The sequence below is a fragment of the Candidatus Brocadia sapporoensis genome (assembly GCF_001753675.2).
GTDB classification, from domain to species: Bacteria; Planctomycetota; Brocadiia; order Brocadiales; family Brocadiaceae; genus Brocadia; species Brocadia sapporoensis.
The window spans coordinates 17,715-35,962 of sequence record NZ_MJUW02000072.1 but is presented as its reverse complement, the minus strand read 5'-3'; the positions used below and the strand labels follow the sequence as shown (position 1 = coordinate 35,962).

Below are 18,248 nucleotides of genomic sequence, written 5' to 3'. Positions count from 1 at the left end.
CCCTTGTATTTGCTGGCTTAGCAGCTCATACACCCCTCGAATTGCGAAGGTCGGGCTAAAAGTCGCTCCCCGCACGGGAGCGTGGATTGAAACACGAGGCGGATTGTCTCGATTGATAGGCCAAGCGTCGCTCCCCGCACGGGAGCGTGGATTGAAACGCGTGAATATGCAAAGCACGGGTCGCTTGTTGAGGTCGCTCCCCGCACGGGAGCGTGGATTGAAACCGGCACATCACCCACAGCAGCACCCACAACAACCGTCGCTCCCCGCACGGGAGCGTGGATTGAAACAAGAACGGGCACATTGAATAACTAGTGGGGTATGGTGATTCTGCTGCACCAACGATTTCGAAAGGAAGATATAGTCAGATTGTTTGTATGCATATCCACACAAAATGAATCTGCTATTTATTACCGATAAATGCAGATAACCTTTTTATTTCAGGATGATTCAAGAAAATATGTAAAGATGCTAAAAGCCAAGTCATTTATTGTAAAACCTTCATTTTGGCAGGGGGACGAGATTATTGAGGAAGTTGTATCTTGCAAAGAGATTCTCACCGTTGAAAGTTGCGAGCCGTGTATAGCTTCTTTTTCCTAAAAAGCTATTGTTTACAGGTTAAATGAATTGATTTTTATGATGATATCTTTGTCGTAATAATAATCCAAAATGTATCTTTGGTTTTGGATTTAAAATCATTCACTGACAATGCTAAAGAGATTTCGCTTCCGGTGATGCGAAAGACATGATCTGATGTTTCGTCAAACACCCTTTCGTTTATACCATTTTATTATTTCCATAACGACAAAAATAAGGGAGGAGAACCCAAAGACTATTATCCAATCCTGCAATCCCAAAGGTACAACCTTAAATATATGTCTTGTATAGGGAATATAAATAATGGCGACCTGCATAGCCAGGGAGATCCCTGCCGCCAACAAGAGTTTTGTATTGGTAAACACGCCAATTTCAAATAGTGAGCGATTTGCATTTCTGCAGTTAAAAGACTGAAATAACTGGGAGACGACCATCACAGAGAAGGCAACCGTCCTTGCTCGTTCGAGATCGCCAAATAATCTGGCACCTGAAAAGCAGGGTATCAATTCATGGAGGAACCAGGAATATAAATGGCCTGGATTTTCATTTCTTGTGTCATAAAAAATATATAAATAAGCAAAAAGGGTGCTGACGGCAATGAGAAAACCTTGAAAGATAATCAAGGCGCCGAGACTTTTATCTATGATATTCTCGGTCGACCTTCTGGCGGATTTTTTCATGATATCAGGGTCAATGGTGTCAACGCCGAGCGCTAGCGCCGGTAACCCGTCCGTTGCAATGTTTATCCACAATATTTGTATCGGGAAGAGAGGCAGGGGGAGGTTGCATATTGAGGCAAAGAGCATCGTCAGAATTTCACCTGTATTACACGAAAGCAAATAATGGATCGATTTCTTTATGTTATCGTAAATGCCTCTTCCCTCTTTAACAGCGGCTACGATAGAAGCAAAGTTGTCGTCCGTTATCACCATGTCAGATGCCTCTTTTGTCACATCGGTACCCGTAATCCCCATGGATATGCCGATATTTGCCTCTTTTACAGCCGGAGCATCATTTACACCGTCACCGGTCATAGCAACAATGGCGCCCTGTTTCTTCCACGCCTTCACGATTCTGAGTTTGTGCTCTGCGGAAACCCTGGCATAGATAGCCACCTGTGATACCAGCTTTTCTAAAATTTCATCAGGGATTGTGTCGAGTTCCATACCATCAATTACCTTTACCTCATTACCAAGAAATCCCAGTTCTTCCCCAATTGCCCTAGCCGTATTCTTATGATCCCCGGTAATCATAACGGTCGTTATTCCAGCTTTGTGGCAGGTGTTGACCGCATCCTTTACCTCCGGTCTGGGTGGGTCAATCAAGGCTAATAAACCTGCAAAAATTAAATCCTTCTCTACAATTCCAGGTGCGGGGTTAATCGCTTCCGGATCAATAGGTTTAAATGCGATACCAAGCACACGGAGAGCATCTCCTGCCATCTCATTGTTTTTGTTTACTATCACATTCACATCATCCTCACTCAGATCTCTCAGTTCTCCGTTGGTGTAAATTTTTACACAATCTTTTACAATGACATCTGCTGCTCCTTTCACGCAAACAAGCAGGGATGTGTGAGGCGTCTTCGTGACGATGGACATCTTTTTCCGGTTAGAATCAAAGGGGATCTCTGAAGCGAAGGGAAAAGTCTTCTGTAAATCTTCCTTCCAGAGGCCGACCTTCGCAGCGGCGCTCAAAATGGCGCCTTCGGTAGGGTCTCCAAGAACCGTCCATGCAGAATGATCTTTTTTCAGATGCGCATTATTGCACAGGATTCCTATACCCAAAACGAGCTTTACGAATCGTTCATCCGTTTCTGAAAGAGGCGTACCGTTGATAGTAAAATCTCCTACCGGAGCATAACCCGTTCCTGAAACATCCACGGTCTTGCTATTGGCAAAGATCTTTTTCACCGTCATCTCATTCTGGGTTAGAGTGCCGGTTTTATCTGAGCAAATAACCGTGGTGCATCCCAAGGTTTCTACCGATGGCAGTTTCCTAATCAGCACGTGCCGTTTCACCATACGTTGCACCCCTAACGCCAGGGCAATGGTTACAATAGCCGGTAGTCCTTCTGGAATTGCTGCAACGGCAAGACTAACGGATACCAGAAAGGCCTCTAAAAGCGGATCTTTCCGCCATAACTCCAGGAGGAACACGATCGCTACAATTCCTAAACACAAATAGACGAGTTTCTTTCCAAACACCTCGAGCTTGTGCTGGAGGGGTGTCACCTCTTTCCCAGCTTCCTGAATGAGACCCGCAATCTTACCCAGTTCAGTTTGCATGCCCGTTGTTACGATAATACACGTTCCTTTGCCGCTTGTTACTGAAGTGCCCATAAATACCATGTTTTCTCTGTCACCAAGAGATAATGAGGGGTTTGGGAGGGGCTCTGTAAATTTTTCTATGGGTGTTGATTCTCCCGTAAGGGAAGATTCCTGCGTACTCAGGCCAAAAGAGGAACAAAGCCTGCCATCGGCAGGGATATAATCTCCGGCTTCCAGCAATACAACGTCCCCCGGCACAATGTTTCGGGAAGAAATGGAATGCATTTCACCATTACGCATTACCTTTGAAAAAGGAGTCGCCATTTTCTGCAAGGCTTCGAGTGATTTTTCTGCACGGTATTCCTGAGTAAATCCGATGACAGCATTAATTACCACGATAGAGACAATAGCCAGGGCATCGATCCATTCTCCCAGTACTCCGGAAATTACAACTGCCGCAAGCAATATCCAGACAATGAAGTCATTAAACTGCCCTAAAAAGAGCACGAAGGGGGATATGCCCTCTTTTTCCTCCAGTTGGTTATATCCGTATTTCCTTAGCCGATCTTCCGCCGTGGCATGGCTGAGCCCGGTGTCTATATTGGTGTCAAGATTCTGCGAAATCTCGTCAACCCGCATTATATGCCAGAATGTATTCATTGTTTACCTTTGTAACCGTTTAGCTTTTTGAAAGGAATTTCCCATACATTTCCTGTGTACGATACGAGACGAAACATTGGCTGCCTTGCGGCACGCCCCGGGCCCTCTTTATAGAAGAGAGAGCAAGAGTCTCTGCTAAAAAGAGGGGATTTAGGGGGGTGTGTTTGATACGGACAAAAAAAGTATGAAATTTCCGTCACATTATCATATCTTACATAAACGTGTCAAACGCAATTTGGTTAGTGTCTGAACAAAAATACATACTTTTATCATTTCGACCGGAGGGAGAAATTTTCAAACCCTACAATTTCAATGCTCAAAAGATTTCTCGCTTCACTCAAAATGACATTTTTGGTAGTCTTCGTTCAGACACTAGTTATCATTTGTTATTCTCTGTTAACAATTGCTATTAATGCTTAAAATGGACAAAAACCCTTCCAAAATTGTCACGATCTTTCTCAATACGGTGATAGAGTTTTTTGATGTCCGTGCGATTAAGAAAGCGTAGGACGGTTTTCTTTAACTGCCCGCTTCCTTTTCCCGGGATGATTTCCACCAGTGCAATCTTTTTCTCAACGGCCTCAAAGATAATCCGGTTGAGTTCGCTTTCGATTAAAGAGCCGTTTTTGCAAATGTCGTGCAGATCAAGTTTTAATTTTGCCATACAAAATTAATTGTTTTCCTTGACAATCCTTCCGTGTCGGGGCTGAATTGGTCTGGCACTCTTCTTAAAGATCGATTTAAATGTGTCTACCTGTACCTTTGATATTGTAATTGGTGTCTTTAAAATAAACCAATTAACAATTTCGCTGTAGGGGGGTGTTGTTAGAGAACCGGAATAATGATAATAATTTATAACATTCGCCGGGAGCAGTTGATTGGCGTCAATTTTTTGACCGATAGAAACAACCTCGTTCTCACCTTCTTTCGGGAAATACTTCCATAGCGTTTTGATGAAATCATTCCCTTTACCCTCTTTCATAAGTACGCCAACAACAGCCAGTTTCCCGTCTGCAGCTTTATGTACCAAATGCGCTTCCATCGGGTAAGATTGCCCGTTTATAATATGTTCACAGGGATGATGAAAATGAAACTGCATAAGTTCATATCGTGTGTTGCCAACAGTTATGTAACTCCCGTTTCCATAATTGATTTGAATGGTATAGCCATTGTTTATGATTTTTAAAGGGGTTGGATAGTAATGAAAGTTGATACTCTCCAGAGGACCTTTTTCGGTTGTGGAAATACCAATGGGGGATTGCCTCTGCCTCATATTATCGTTACATTTAAAACAATCATCTTTTCTGCTACCCCAATGCCCGGAACCATGTTCGCCTTTATTGCTCCGATGAGGTGCATGTTCCTGATTGTCTGGCTCGGCGAGTAAATTATTTGTTCCAGGAAAAAAGAGAGACAGGAAAAGTATTGTCAAAAAAAGCCGTTGAAATATACTCATTATATCTCGTCGTGTTAGGTACAGGTCATTTCATAAAAAATCTATTTCTTCAAGGCCTCGCATTTATAGCAATCCCATAGTGTCCTGTCAATCGAGAAATTACATAAATGAAAGAGGAGTTATGTATTGACAGATGATTCATGGTTTATTATTATTCGAAATACTATCGTCCGCAGATTTCTAAGTATTGAACCGTTCTTCTTGTAAAAGCAACCCTCCTCTTTAAACGAAGGCGTTGCCGGATGGTTAAATTAATTATGATAAGGAATTTCAAAGTTGTCTTTGTAGAGCGGCGAACCTCATCGCTTTACAAACAAAAGGCCGCTGCTCAATGCAGCCTGATACAATATCATTTGTCTGCCTACTTTGTGTATTATCATGACGAGTAGGAGAGAGGACCATATTTTTATGCAAAAAATAGTAGCCGTGTTTATGGTGTTTGTGCTTATACTCGCGATATGCCCTGACAAGAAAGCCGTATGCGCTCATGAGCCTGAAAAAGGAGAAGATCAATTTTTAACGAATATCAGACAACTGACTCTCCAAGGGAAAAGCGCCGGAGAAGGTTATTTTTCTCAGGACGGAAAATTTTTAATCTTCCAGAGCGAACGTGACCCGGAGAACCCATTTTATCAGATTTATATGATGAATTTAGAGACGGGAGACACGCATAGAATTTCTCCCGGGACGGGAAAAACCACGTGTTCGTTTTTTCGGCCCAATACTGACGAGGTACTCTTTGCATCAACCCACCTTGACCCTGAAGCCAGGGCAAAGCAACAGGCGGAAATTGAATTCCGTTCATCGGGGGAAAAGCGTCGTTTTACATGGGATTATGACAGCCACTACGACATCTTTTCAGCCAACCGTGATGGAAGCGCATTAAGGCGCTTAACGAACGCAGTCGGTTATGATGCGGAAGGCGCCTATTCTCCTGATGGAAACAAAATTGTATTTTGTTCTTTGCGGGATGCCTACCCGATTGAAAAACTTACACCGGAAGACCGAAAACGCATGGAAACGAATCCTGGTTATTTTGGTGAAATCTATATCATGAATGCCGATGGTTCCGATCAAAAACGATTAACTACCTGGGACGGGTATGACGGCGGACCGTTTTTTAGTCCCGATGGTGAGCGGATCATCTGGAGGCATTTCAATGAGAATGGCATGCTGGCAGATATCTACACCATGAAAGTTGACGGGACAGATGTATGCAGACTGACCGATTTCAAATCAATGTCCTGGGCTCCTTATTATCATCCATCGGGCGAGTATGTCATTTTTCATTCAAATAAACTGGGATTCACGAATTGTGAATTGTTTCTCGTAGATACCCGGGGAGAAAAAGAGCCTGTACGGGTAACGTTTACCGATAGGTTCGATGGTTTACCGGTATTTTCACCTGACGGCAAACAGCTTGCGTGGACCTCCGGACGCACATCAAATGGTGATTCTCAATTATTTCTTGCTGCCTGGAACCACGAAGCAGCAAGGGAGGCTTTAAAATTATCCCCCAGCAGATCCGGTGCTCAGGCAACAGAACTGCATGCCCCCTCTGGCGCGTTGAAAGAAGACACCGCAACCGATACCAACCAGAAGCAATATGATGAGGGCAAAAGCGGAGCATATCGGTTTTCTCCGGACATTACTTCCGCTGACCTTTGCGCACAGGTAAAATACCTGGCTTCTGATGAATTGGAAGGCAGGATGACAGGTAGCCGGGGCACCCAGATGGCAGCTCAATATATCGCCGGCTATTTTCATGAAATCGGGCTAAAACCCCTCGGAAACAAGGGCAGATACTTCCAGGAATTTCCTTTTATCTCAGGATCGAAATTCGTCCCTTCTCAAAACCATCTTCAAATTATGAGAGAAGGAAAGGGAACAGAAACTGTGTCGTTTGAGGTGGAAAGGGATTTTCTTCCCCTTACATTTACCGCTAATGGTGGGGTAGAAGGGCAGGTGGTTTTTGCCGGCTACGGCCTATCCATCCCGGGAGATAACGGTAACCGATATGATTCATACGCTGGTATTGACGTAAAAGACAAGATCGTTTTAATTCTTCACCACGTTCCCGAAAAGGTCGATATGAAAAGGCATCTGGAACTCAGCAGACACTCGGGGTTACGACATAAGGCTGTGCTGGCGCGTGAACGCGGGGCGCGGGCATTGTTAGTTGTCATTGGCCCTGGGTCTTCTGATGCAGGGAAATTGATCCCTTTTTCCCGCGATAAGGCATCTGCAGACTCAGGAATCAGCGTAGTCTCCATAAGCGGTGCGGTAGCCGAAGCGCTCTTTGCCAATTCCGGCAGAAATCTTGGAACAGTTCAAGCAGCACTGGATACTGAAAATCCTCAAACCCAGGGTAGCTTTCTTTTGCCGAAAGTAACGGTAAAAGTTTCTACTGCTGTTGAACAAATAAAAGAAGCAGACTGTAATGTCCTCGGTTTTTTGCCACCGGATGAAAAAAGTGAAGGTGCTGAGTGTATCATTGTTGGCGCACATTATGACCATATTGGACGCGGTGGTGTCGATTCGCTGGCACATAAGGAGGAAGAGGGACAGATACACAATGGCGCCGACGATAACGCATCGGGTGTTGCTGTTGTGCTGGAACTAGCCTCTTCACTTGCAGAAGAACGGAAAAATAATCCGCAGATCTTTAAACGAGGAATTGTCTTCGCTCTCTGGTCAGGCGAAGAACTGGGATGCCTTGGATCTTCCTATTTTGCAAGCCATCCAACGGTTCCTCTCAAAAACGTCATTGCCTATATGAATTTTGATATGGTAGGCCGGCTGAGAGGAAACAATCTGATTGTCGAAGGAGTAAGTTCGTCAAATATCTGGAGCCGGCTTATAGAAAAATCCAATGTAAAAGCGGGATTTCAAGTAAAACTTCTTCAAGATCCGTATCAACCCACGGATGTTTCTTCCTTCTACCCGAAGGGGATCCCGGTAATCCATTTTTTTACCGGCGTACACGAAGATTATAACCGTCCTACGGATGACCCAATAACTCTGAATTATGATGGTATGGTAAGGATTGCCGGATTCTCGCGCTCAATCTTAATTGATCTGCTTCCGCAGACAGAACGTCCGGATTACAAAAGAATTACACCCTTAGAAGAACATAAAACAGAAAAGGTTAGCCGAAAAGCTTCATGGGGAACAATACCAGATTTTACCTCTGAAACGAAAGAAGGAGTTAAGATCGACACGGTGAAAAAGGATGGACCGGCAGATAAGGCTGGAATGAAAAATGGGGATATTGTTGTTGAAATTGCCGGTAACAAGATTACCAATCTTTACGATTACAATTATCTGATGGATACCGCGGGATTCGGCAAACCAATCGAAATAATCGTACTCAGGAACGGTAAGCGGGAAACCTTAACTATCGTGCCGGTGGCGCGAAAATAATCTTTATGTCTCCAAATATTTTTCCAGGAGGCGCTTTGCCTGCTTAGGCTCAGAATGAAAGTCTGTTTACTATTCCTTATACTGATTGCCCGTTGCGGAAAAAGTCTTTCAGACGAATGCTGAATCTCTCGAATCGAACACAAATTTGACTTTAAAGGAGTATGAAATGAAAAAATTACTTATGGTAAATCTTATCATGATTACCTTAACGAATATTACAGCCGGGTCCGTTTATGCAGGATGGCGTCCGTCCGAAACGGAAACTGCAAAAGGTCATGATATTGACATTACCCAAACACTGTCTGCAAAAACGATCACGGATTTTAAAACTCACTATTCGTATTTGGATATCTATTTTGAGAAGGCATACGGTTACGCAGTATTCCCCACGGTAACGAAAGGGGGGATTGGCATAGGAGCGGCTCACGGTAAGGGGGAAGTTTATGAAAAGGGGAACTACATTGGCACTGCCGATCTGGTACAGGTAACTTTGGGTTTACAATTTGGTGGTCAGCAATACAGCGAGATTGTTTTTTTCAAGGACAAGGCGACCCTCGAAGACTTCAAGGCCGGTAAGCTTAAACTAGGGGCGCAGGCGTCCGCTATAGCAGCGACCTCCGGGGTTTCTGCGGATGCAGCATACAGTGAGGGTGTTGCCATTGCTACTTTATCGAAATCCGGTTTAATGTACGAGGCTGCGATTGGGGGACAAAAATTTACCTTTAAACCAAAGTAGCCTGGTTGTTTTTTTCTAGAAATGAAGCGGTGGATTCGTTTCGCTTAATCCATTTGTCGTAAACTGTCTTTAATTCGCAGTTGCTTTACAGATACCTCCTCAAGTTATTCCGATTGTGGTATGAAATTCAATAATCTTTCTCAAGAGACATCTTTATGAGTAATCAGCCGGATAAAATTATCTATTCCATGTTTAAGGTGAGCAAACACTATGAAAAAAAACCCGTATTGAAAGATATTTCTCTTTCATATTTTTACGGCGCAAAAATTGGCGTACTGGGACTAAACGGATCAGGGAAGAGTTCCCTCCTGCGCATTCTTGCCGGAGTGGATAAGGATTTTAACGGACAGGTAACCCTTTCTCCCGGTTATTCGGTGGGATTTTTGGAACAAGAACCACATCTGGATGAGACAAAAACGGTGCGGGAAATTGTGGAACAAGGGGTGCAGGAACTGGTAGATCTGCACAAGGAATATAACCAGATCAACGAACGGTTTGCCGAGCCGATGTCAGACGAAGACATGAATAAACTGATTGAGCGACAGGGTGAAGTGCAGGAAAAGATCGATACCCTGGGTGCATGGGATCTGGATGCCAGACTGGAAATGGCGATGGATGCACTGCGTTGCCCCGAAGGGAATGTTCCGGTAAAGGTTTTATCCGGTGGTGAACGGCGCCGTGTAGCGCTATGCAGGTTATTACTCAAAAAGCCGGACATTTTACTGCTGGATGAACCGACGAATCATCTTGACGCCGAGACCGTTGCCTGGCTGGAGCACCATTTACAGGCTTATGAGGGAACTATCATAGCCGTAACCCATGACCGTTATTTTCTCGATAATGTAGCCGGCTGGATTCTGGAACTGGACAGGGGGTATGGAATCCCCTGGAAGGGAAACTATTCGTCGTGGCTTGAACAAAAGCAAAAGAGATTACAGCAGGAGGAGAAGCAGGAAACCGAGCGACAAAAGACCCTGCAGCGTGAGCTTGAATGGATCAGAATGTCCCCGAAGGGCAGACATGCAAAATCGAAGGCGCGTATTAAATCTTATGAATCTCTTCTTGAACAGCAGAACGAAACCCGGGTAAAGGATTTGGAAATCTACATCCCTTCCGGCCCCCGACTAGGAAATTTGGTTATTGAAGCAGATAACGTCGTCAAGGCGTACGGGGATAACATCCTGATGGAGGGAATGACGTTTTCCCTGCCACGCGGCGGGATTGTGGGAATCATCGGCCCGAACGGAGCCGGAAAAACGACCCTCTTTCGTATGATTACCGGCCAGGAGAAACCGGATACGGGCTCCATTCGGGTTGGGGAATCGGTTACGCTTGGGTATGTTGACCAAAGCCGTACGACCCTTGATCCGAAAAAGACGATATGGGAGATCATTTCCGGAGGACGCGATATTATCAAGCTTGGTAACAGGGAAGTCAATTCACGGGCATATGTGGCGCGTTTCAATTTTTCCGGCACCGACCAGCAGAAACCTGTGAACAGTTTGTCAGGAGGGGAGCGGAACAGGGTGCATCTTGCCTGTATCCTGAAAGAGGGGGCCAATGTGCTACTGTTGGACGAACCTACGAACGATCTTGACGTGAATACCATGAGGGCACTGGAAGATGCCCTGGAAAATTTTTCTGGTTGTGTGCTGGTGATCAGCCACGACCGCTGGTTTCTGGACCGAATTGCCACCCATATCCTCGCCTTCGAAGGAGACAGCAAGGTGGTCTGGTTTGAAGGAAACTATTCCGATTACGAGGCGGATAGAAAAAAACGCCTTGGCATTGCTGCCGATCAGCCCCACCGTATTAAATACCGTCATTTGACCAGGACGTAATATGAGATTCGCTGTTTCTAATCAATGCGCATTTAAACAGAATCAAAAGGCCGGCTGCAGCTTGTCGCCCAAAGGCTTTGCTATGTTCCTGTTATTTCATACAGTCCTTCAACTGCATGTTCTATTTTTTTAAAAAACTTTTCTGATTAAAAATATATTTTCGACACAACAGTCTGATTACACAAAAACTCCGGTCTCCTTAATTCCGGGGTTTTGCTTTACGGCTTTCAAAAACTTACGTTCCTTGTGCCAGGCATTCAGGCAGGGGATGATGAAGACGCTGACCAATGCCATGGCCATACCCCCGATAGATGGAATTGCCATGGGTTTGGCAACCTCTGCGCCGGCGCCAGTTTCCCACAGGATAGGTATAAGTCCAATAAAGGTGGTGGCAGCCGTCATTACACATGGCCGTATCCTTCGTGTGCCCGCCATCAGAATTGTATCACGGATATCATGGATACTTTTCATCTTCCTTTTACCAAACAGATCGTTAATATAGGTAGTAATAAGGACGGAATCGTCATCCACAATACCAAAGATAGAGATAAAACCTACCCAGACAGCGACGCTGAAGTTATAGCCAAACAGGTATTGAAGCCAGACACCACCTGCAATGGCCGTTGGTATACCGGCAAACAGGATAAACATTGTTTGCGGGAATGATTTAAAGGCCATAAAAATCAGGAGAAAGCCAACAACCATGGATAAAGGCACAAGGATTTGCAATCTCTTTCTGGCCCTGATCTGATTTTCAAACTGACCGCTCCATTGAACAAAGTACCCATGAGGCAACATAACTTTTTGCGACACGACCCTGGATGCCTCTTCTACAAAGCTCATTGGATCTTTACCGCGGACATTCATTAGGACATAAGCCCTCAGGAGGGCATTCTCGCTGCTGATCATGGCCGGTCCCATTACGTAACGTATATCGGTGACCTGTGTAATAGGAATACGTTGACCTCCAGAGCTTGGAACATAAATCTTTTTTAGCGCGTCAAAATTGTCCCTCAGTTCCCGGGCGTATCTGACCCGTATGGGATAGCGCTCGCGTCCCTCTACCGTTGTGGAAATATTTTCTCCTCCAATAGCAGATTCAATAACATCCTGCACATCCTGGATATTGATACCATAGCGGGCGATTTCCTCCCGTTTAATATGATATTCCAGATATGGTTTTCCTGTGATCCTTTCTGCATAAAGATCCGCAACACCGGGCACATCCTGTAGCGCTTTTTCAATGTCAATGGCCAATTGTTGCAATACGTTCAGGTCCGTTCCAAATATCTTGACACCAACCGATGTACGAATTCCCGTTGCCAGCATGTCCACACGATTTATGATGGGCTGTGTCCATATGTTTGCAACACCAGGTATCCTTAAAGCTTCATCCATTTCCTTGATGAGTTCCTGCTTGGTAATCGTTCGCTCGTCTGGCAAAATCCAATGAAAAAGGGGATGAAAGAGGGGGGGCACATAGTTTAAAAATTTGTATTCGATCTTCTTTTTACGCCATTCTTCCCTTGGTTTTAGGGTAACAACGGTCTCAAACATCTCGACGGGCGCCGGGTCTGTAGGGGTTTCCGCCCTCCCTAATTTTCCAACTGCTATATCTATTTCCGGAAAGGATTTTATTATCATATCCTGTTTCTGCATGACCCTGAAGGCATCCGTTAAGGCCACGCTGGGTAGCATCACCGGCATAAACAGGATAGAACCTTCGTCCAGGGGCGGCATGAACTCCCTCCCAATCCTTTTTGCCACAAAGACAGATGAAACGACAATGGCAAGCGGGATAGCAAGGAACGTCTTCTTATGATCCAACACCCACCTAAGCACGGGTTGATAACCATTCAAAAGCATCCTGGAGGAAAAATTCTCCTCCATAGGCCTTAGTTTACCTTTTAACAGAAAGGTACAAAGTATAGGCACCAGGGTAATTGCCATAACAACCGATGCCCCAATGGCAAAGGTCTTTGTCCACGCCAGCGGTTTAAAGAGCTTTCCTTCCTGCCCGGTGAGACCAAATACCGGAAAGAACATAAATATGGTGGTTAAAGCAGCGAAGAAAATGGAACTGCCAACCTCTTTCGAGGCGTCAAGGATGATCTGCGGTCTGCTTTTCTTATCCTTTTGTTCTATGAGATTTCTGAAGATATTCTCCGTCATGACGATGCTCATATCGCTTACCTCACCAATTGCAATGGCGATACCTGTGAGGGACATGATGTTTGAGTCGATACCCATAAAATACATGCCCAGGAATGAAACAAGTATGGATATAGGGAATCCGAGACAGCAGATAAAAATACTCCGGACATGTAAGAGGAAAATCGCTACAACCAGGGAAGTGATGATGATCTCTTCTATCAGCGCCTCTCTCAGGGTATCAATAACCCGGTAGATAAGACCTTCCCTGTCATAAAAGGGCACGATCTTTACGCCCGGCGGCAACCCCGGCGCAATCTCTTTCATCTTCTTTTTTATCCTTTTAATCACCTCCAGGGGGTTTTGCCCCTGTCGCATGAGGACAATGCCGCCAGCAACCTCGGCGCCTTCCTTATCCAACGCCCCGCGTCTGAAATCACCCCCAACCTGCACAATACCTACGTTTTTGACGAAAATGGGCACACCGTTATAACTGCCCACCGTGATATTTTCAATATCGGAAACGTTTTTTATGAATCCAAGTCCACGGACGATAAACTCCATATTATTGCTTTCTACGACCTTGGCGCCTACGTCGATGTTACTCTTGCGCACGGCTTCATACACGTTTCCCACTGTTAAACGGTATGCCAGCAATTTATTGGGATCGACATCGACCTGGTATTGTCTGACAAAACCACCAACTCCTGCGACTTCTGAAACGCCTTCCACAGCATTAAGTTGATAGCGAATAAACCAGTCCTGTATGGAACGCAGTTGTCCAAGGTCATATCCTTCGCCTTCCACGGTATACCAGAAAATCTGACCAAGTCCCGTGGCATCTGGACCCAATCGGGGGACAACATCTTTTGGAAGCAACGCTTGTACAAAATTTAACCTCTCCAACACACGAGAGCGCGCCCAGTAAAAATCAATCTTTTCCTGGAAGACAATAAATATCATGGAAAAGCCAAAGCCTGATTGGGAGCGTATAACTTTTACGCCGGGTACTCCAAGCAGATTAACCGTCAGGGGGTAGGTGACCTGATCTTCTACGTCCTGGGGACTGCGTCCTGGCCAATCGGTAAAGATGATGCACTGGTTTTCACCGATATCCGGAATGACATCCATGTTGATATTCTTTAAACCAAAGACGCCACCAAATATCACCAGAAGGTAGAAGCAGATGATGAGGAACCGGTTTTTGAGGCAGAGTTCAATGAGTTTATTGATCATACTAATTTTGTAACCACAGATTTCACAGCTTACACAGATTTCTGGCCTATTTTTAATCAAAGCCTATATTTAAAATTAATTCACGAATCTTCTGTAGTGAAGAGATTCTTCTCCATAAATTAGGTTGGGTTTTAAAAGACAAAAACCCAACGACATTCCACCCACCCCTGGCCCCTCCCGAGAGGGGAATTACAAAGTCCCTCTTGGGAGGGGATTTAGGGGTGGGTAAATGGTACAATGAGAAACTTTAAAATTTTTTTGCATTGAAAGAGAAATTACAGAATGTCTGTATTTGTCTGTGTAATCGGTGGTTTCAAAGATTATTTTTCTTCCTTAAATTCCATCGATCCTCCGTACAAAGCGCTGGCTCCGCCGGTAAGCTGACTCTGGGAGTCGATGAGGAAGTTTGCGGATGTAACCACTTTATCTCCCTCTTCAAGTCCATCCAAGATGGGATAGTAATCACCCGCTTTTAGACCAAGAGCGACTTCTTTTCCTATATATTGTCCATTGTCTTTATCGATATAAACAATCTTTCGTATGCCTGTGTCTAACACTGCGGTGGCTGGGATGGCAAGCACCTGGATAGTTTTTCCAAGATTCATTCCGCATTTATTACAATTCCCTGGTTGATTGGAAACTATCTCCGGATGCATGGGGCAGGCATAAACGCTGCGTCTTTTGAGTTCTATTTTTTGCGCTGTTATCCTTAACCCTTCTTTGACCTCCCATCTGCCCATCTGCCTTTTACAATCAGGACATTCTCCTGGTTTCTCAGAGGTCATACACGCCATCGGACACATATACACGAATTTATGTTTTTCTTCACCGTTAGGCAAGGTTATCGTCATACTCTTTTTTAGTAACATACCGCATATAGGGCATGATTTTGGCGCTGCCTTTGGATCCCATTCTTGTGGACAAATGCATGTTAACTTCTTGCCTAAAGCCTTAACAGTTGCCTTCTCAAGCTTCATGCCGCACACTGGGCAATTACCGGGTTCTTTGGAGCTGTAGCATTCCATGGGACATACATATTCATACTCAATTTCTCCTTGCGACGAAGCCATACTGGCAGCAGTAACTAGTTCTATTTGCGAAGGGGATTTCTTTGCAAAGGGGAGATTATCTTCAGGGCATATGCCCGGTCTGCTGGATTTAATTTCCGGATGATTGGGACAGAAGTAATCCAGTCCACTCACATAACGTTCACCTTCACTTCCAAGTTCTTCAACCGGTATCCGTATGCGGGCGTTGACGTACATTGATGGTTTGAGTTTTAGCTGATGATTAGGGATATCGCAGCGAATCTTTACCGAGCGTGTCTTATCGTCAAGGAACGGCTCTATAAAGGCAACTTTCCCAATAAAAGCCTCTCCCGGATATGCGGGGGTCGTGATCTCTACTTCCTGCCCAACCTTTACCCATGCCATTTCATATTCATAAACATTGGCCTTCATCCATATGTTCGAAAGATCGGCAACCGTGTATATCATCCCGCCTTGCATAACGTATTGGCCTTCCAGCACTTTTTTCTCGATAACAGTACCGCTGATAGGGGCATATATGATCGTATGTTGCTTTACCTTTTTATCTTTTATAAGCTCTGAAATCTGTTTTTCTGTGACACCCCACCATAATAATCTCCTTCTGGATGCATCAATAAGTGATTTAGCGCCATTTATTACTTCTGGGAAGGGGCTTTTCTTTACTTTTTCCAGGGTCTCACATGCTAAAAGATATTCTTCCTGTGTAGATACCAGTTCCGGGCTGTATATCCAGACCATGGCTTCGTCTTTTACTACTTCTGTGCCAGTGAAATCAACAAAGAGTTTATCAATTCTGCCCGGGATCCACGCCGACACAAAGGCCGTAAGTCTTTCATCATAATCTATCAATCCTACCGTATAAATATCTTTGGTTAATGACCGATAAGTAATAACGTCCGTTTTGACACGCGCCAGTTTACGGGCACGTTCACCCAGTTCTACGGTAGTCAGTGTGCCTTCTTCTTTTTCACCAGCTACTCCTTTTTCATAAACCGGAACGAGGTCCATTGCACAAATAGGACATTTACCGGGTTTATCCATTTTCACGGAAGGGTGCATTCCGCATGTCCAGTAGAGTATCTTCTTTTCCTTTGCTTCTTCAGCGTTTGCGGAAGAAACAAGGCTGAATACGTCTTGTGGTGGCAAGGTGCGCCTTATCACTACAAGGTGCTGTGCATAAATGCTGGAAAGGATACTAAGGATAGCAAGCGTAGGTTTGATGAAAGTACGCCTTCGGTGATTTTTTTCTTTGCGCAACCGGGACGGTTGTACCATCAGTTTAAAATTTCTAAACATCAAGCCAGGCATGGACAAACAAGTTTGTCCATGCCACCCTTTTTTATCGAAATATTTGTGTTTTTGAAGAAATTGTTTGAAAGACATATAACGTTCCTTTCTTAACTTTTATGATAAGTGCTCAGCCATCAGCAATCGACAATTAGCAATTAGCTTTGGTATATCATTAATGGCAGAAAGCTAAGCACGGGTTTTATTGCGTCAACTGCATTCCTATAGCCCTTTCCATGTTTGCCAGGTTTTGCTCATAATCGGTCAGTGCCCTATAGTAAAGTAGTCTTGAGTTTAAAAGAATCCGTTGGCTGTCGATCAGGGTAAGAAAATCTGCCTTGTCTGTTTCGTATCCAATGCGCGCGGCCTTTAATGATTGTTCGGCCTGAGGAATAACGCCTGTCTCATAAAGATTTGTTGTGCTTTCAGAGGAGTGTATTTTGGTTAAAAAATCTTTTATCTCAAAAAAAGTCTTATTGTTAATGAAGCGATAATCAGACCTGGCAGCGGAAAGATCTTCATTGGCCTCCTTAACCTTCGACCGGTTTTTAGACCACAACCATGGTACATTAAAAGTAAGTTTTGTAGTCCATGCGTCAGGCATTCCATCCATTTGCATATATTCAACCATGGGTTCAATGTCTGAAAAGTAATAATCCTTTTTTGAAAGTTTTAAGGACGCTTCATTCTTCTTAATAGCATGGTCAAACTTTTTAAGCTCCGGACTATTATTAACTGCAAGGCCTTCTAATTCTTTTATTGTTAAATTAAGGGTATGCTTTTCAAAAGAGCGGGGTTTCCCCAAAGGGGTCTGTGTGGGTCTGTCCAATAAGATGTTTAATCGGGCGATAATTGATTCCCTTTCCTTGTTCAAAACAATGAGATTATTAGCCAAGGTAGACAATTCGACCTGTGCTGCAAGCGCATCCCTCTGGGTTGCCTTACCTACGGAATATTTTGTTTCTGCGATCTTAGCAAACTTGCGCAATAGCTCTCTGTTTTCGTCCGTAATGTCAATAGCATTGTTAATGTAATAAAGTTCGTAAAAAGCAGATTTTACAAGGGCTATAATTTCCTGTATTTTAGACTGCAGGTCTTTTTCCACTATTTTAGATTCTTCTGCAGCCACCTCACCTCTATAACGCAGTTTCCCAGGAAAAGGTATCTTTTGGGATGCGCCAAGTTGCCGTGAAAAAAAATCGGCTTGACCTTCGGCACTAATGGGGCTATTAGACGCCCGATAAGAACCAATACTGATATTAGGGTCGTCCAAGGATTTAGCTTGTGAAATCTTTGCTTTTGCAGCGTTTAAACGTTTTTGAGCTGCAATAATTTCCGGATTATGTTCCATTGCCTCCTGAATCAACCATTTTAAGTCCAAGGGGGCGTCCGTCTCACTCATTTCAATAATAACGTTCTTGTTGTTCGTTTGTTTCACAGCCGTAATGTTGTATTTGTCCTGGGCAATGGCGATGGCATGAGAAACAAGCAGGATGGAGACGAGAACAAATATTTTTGATAGTATTCTATTCATATATTGTA

10 protein-coding genes are annotated in these 18,248 nt (G+C 44.3%); 4 read left to right on the top strand and 6 right to left on the bottom strand.

Annotated features, from left to right (window positions below):
- The coding region (locus BIY37_RS13890) for a hypothetical protein (protein ID WP_230402453.1) at positions 1-307 on the top strand (307 nt) is incomplete at its 5' end.
- Positions 308-761: 454 nt separating this feature from the next.
- Here BIY37_RS13890 and BIY37_RS06245 read toward each other — a convergent pair.
- The 3 genes from BIY37_RS06245 to BIY37_RS06235 form a co-directional block, all read right to left on the bottom strand.
- Positions 762-3,527, bottom strand: a complete 2,766-nt coding sequence (locus BIY37_RS06245; protein WP_070066982.1) for a cation-translocating P-type ATPase — start codon at positions 3,525-3,527, stop codon at positions 762-764.
- Positions 3,528-3,936: 409 nt separating this feature from the next.
- On the bottom strand, positions 3,937-4,191 hold the full coding sequence (locus BIY37_RS06240; RefSeq protein WP_070066981.1) for a Smr/MutS family protein: 255 nt from the start codon (positions 4,189-4,191) through the stop codon (positions 3,937-3,939).
- A 6-nt stretch (positions 4,192-4,197) separates the two neighbouring features.
- Positions 4,198-4,983: a carbonic anhydrase gene (locus BIY37_RS06235; RefSeq protein WP_070066980.1), complete on the bottom strand. Its 786-nt coding sequence runs from the start codon at positions 4,981-4,983 to the stop codon at positions 4,198-4,200.
- A 408-nt stretch (positions 4,984-5,391) separates the two neighbouring features.
- On the opposite strand from BIY37_RS06235, the gene BIY37_RS06230 reads away from it, so the two are divergent.
- The 3 genes from BIY37_RS06230 to ettA all read left to right on the top strand — a co-directional run bounded on the left by BIY37_RS06230 (position 5,392) and on the right by ettA (position 10,983).
- On the top strand, positions 5,392-8,406 hold the full coding sequence (locus tag BIY37_RS06230; RefSeq protein ID WP_230402452.1) for a M28 family peptidase: 3,015 nt from the start codon (positions 5,392-5,394) through the stop codon (positions 8,404-8,406).
- A gap of 166 nt (positions 8,407-8,572) precedes the next feature.
- Entirely contained in the window at positions 8,573-9,142 is a 570-nt protein-coding gene (locus BIY37_RS06225; RefSeq protein WP_070066979.1) for a lipid-binding SYLF domain-containing protein, read from the top strand.
- A gap of 155 nt (positions 9,143-9,297) precedes the next feature.
- Complete coding sequence (ettA, locus tag BIY37_RS06220) at positions 9,298-10,983, top strand: energy-dependent translational throttle protein EttA (protein WP_070066978.1); 1,686 nt, start codon at positions 9,298-9,300, stop codon at positions 10,981-10,983.
- A gap of 177 nt (positions 10,984-11,160) precedes the next feature.
- On the opposite strand, the gene BIY37_RS06215 is transcribed toward ettA, so the two are convergent.
- The 3 genes from BIY37_RS06215 to BIY37_RS06205 all read right to left on the bottom strand — a co-directional run bounded on the left by BIY37_RS06215 (position 11,161) and on the right by BIY37_RS06205 (position 18,240).
- Positions 11,161-14,370 (bottom strand): efflux RND transporter permease subunit, encoded by a 3,210-nt coding sequence (locus tag BIY37_RS06215; RefSeq protein ID WP_070066977.1) that lies wholly within the window; start codon positions 14,368-14,370, stop codon positions 11,161-11,163.
- Between the two features lie 320 nt (positions 14,371-14,690).
- Entirely contained in the window at positions 14,691-16,694 is a 2,004-nt protein-coding gene (locus BIY37_RS06210) for a heavy metal-binding domain-containing protein (protein WP_179129311.1), read from the bottom strand.
- Positions 16,695-16,908: 214 nt separating this feature from the next.
- Positions 16,909-18,240 carry a TolC family protein gene (locus BIY37_RS06205; RefSeq protein ID WP_070066975.1) on the bottom strand — a complete coding sequence of 444 codons (1,332 nt, stop codon included), beginning with the start codon at positions 18,238-18,240 and terminating at the stop codon, positions 16,909-16,911.
- Positions 18,241-18,248 lie beyond the last annotated feature (8 nt).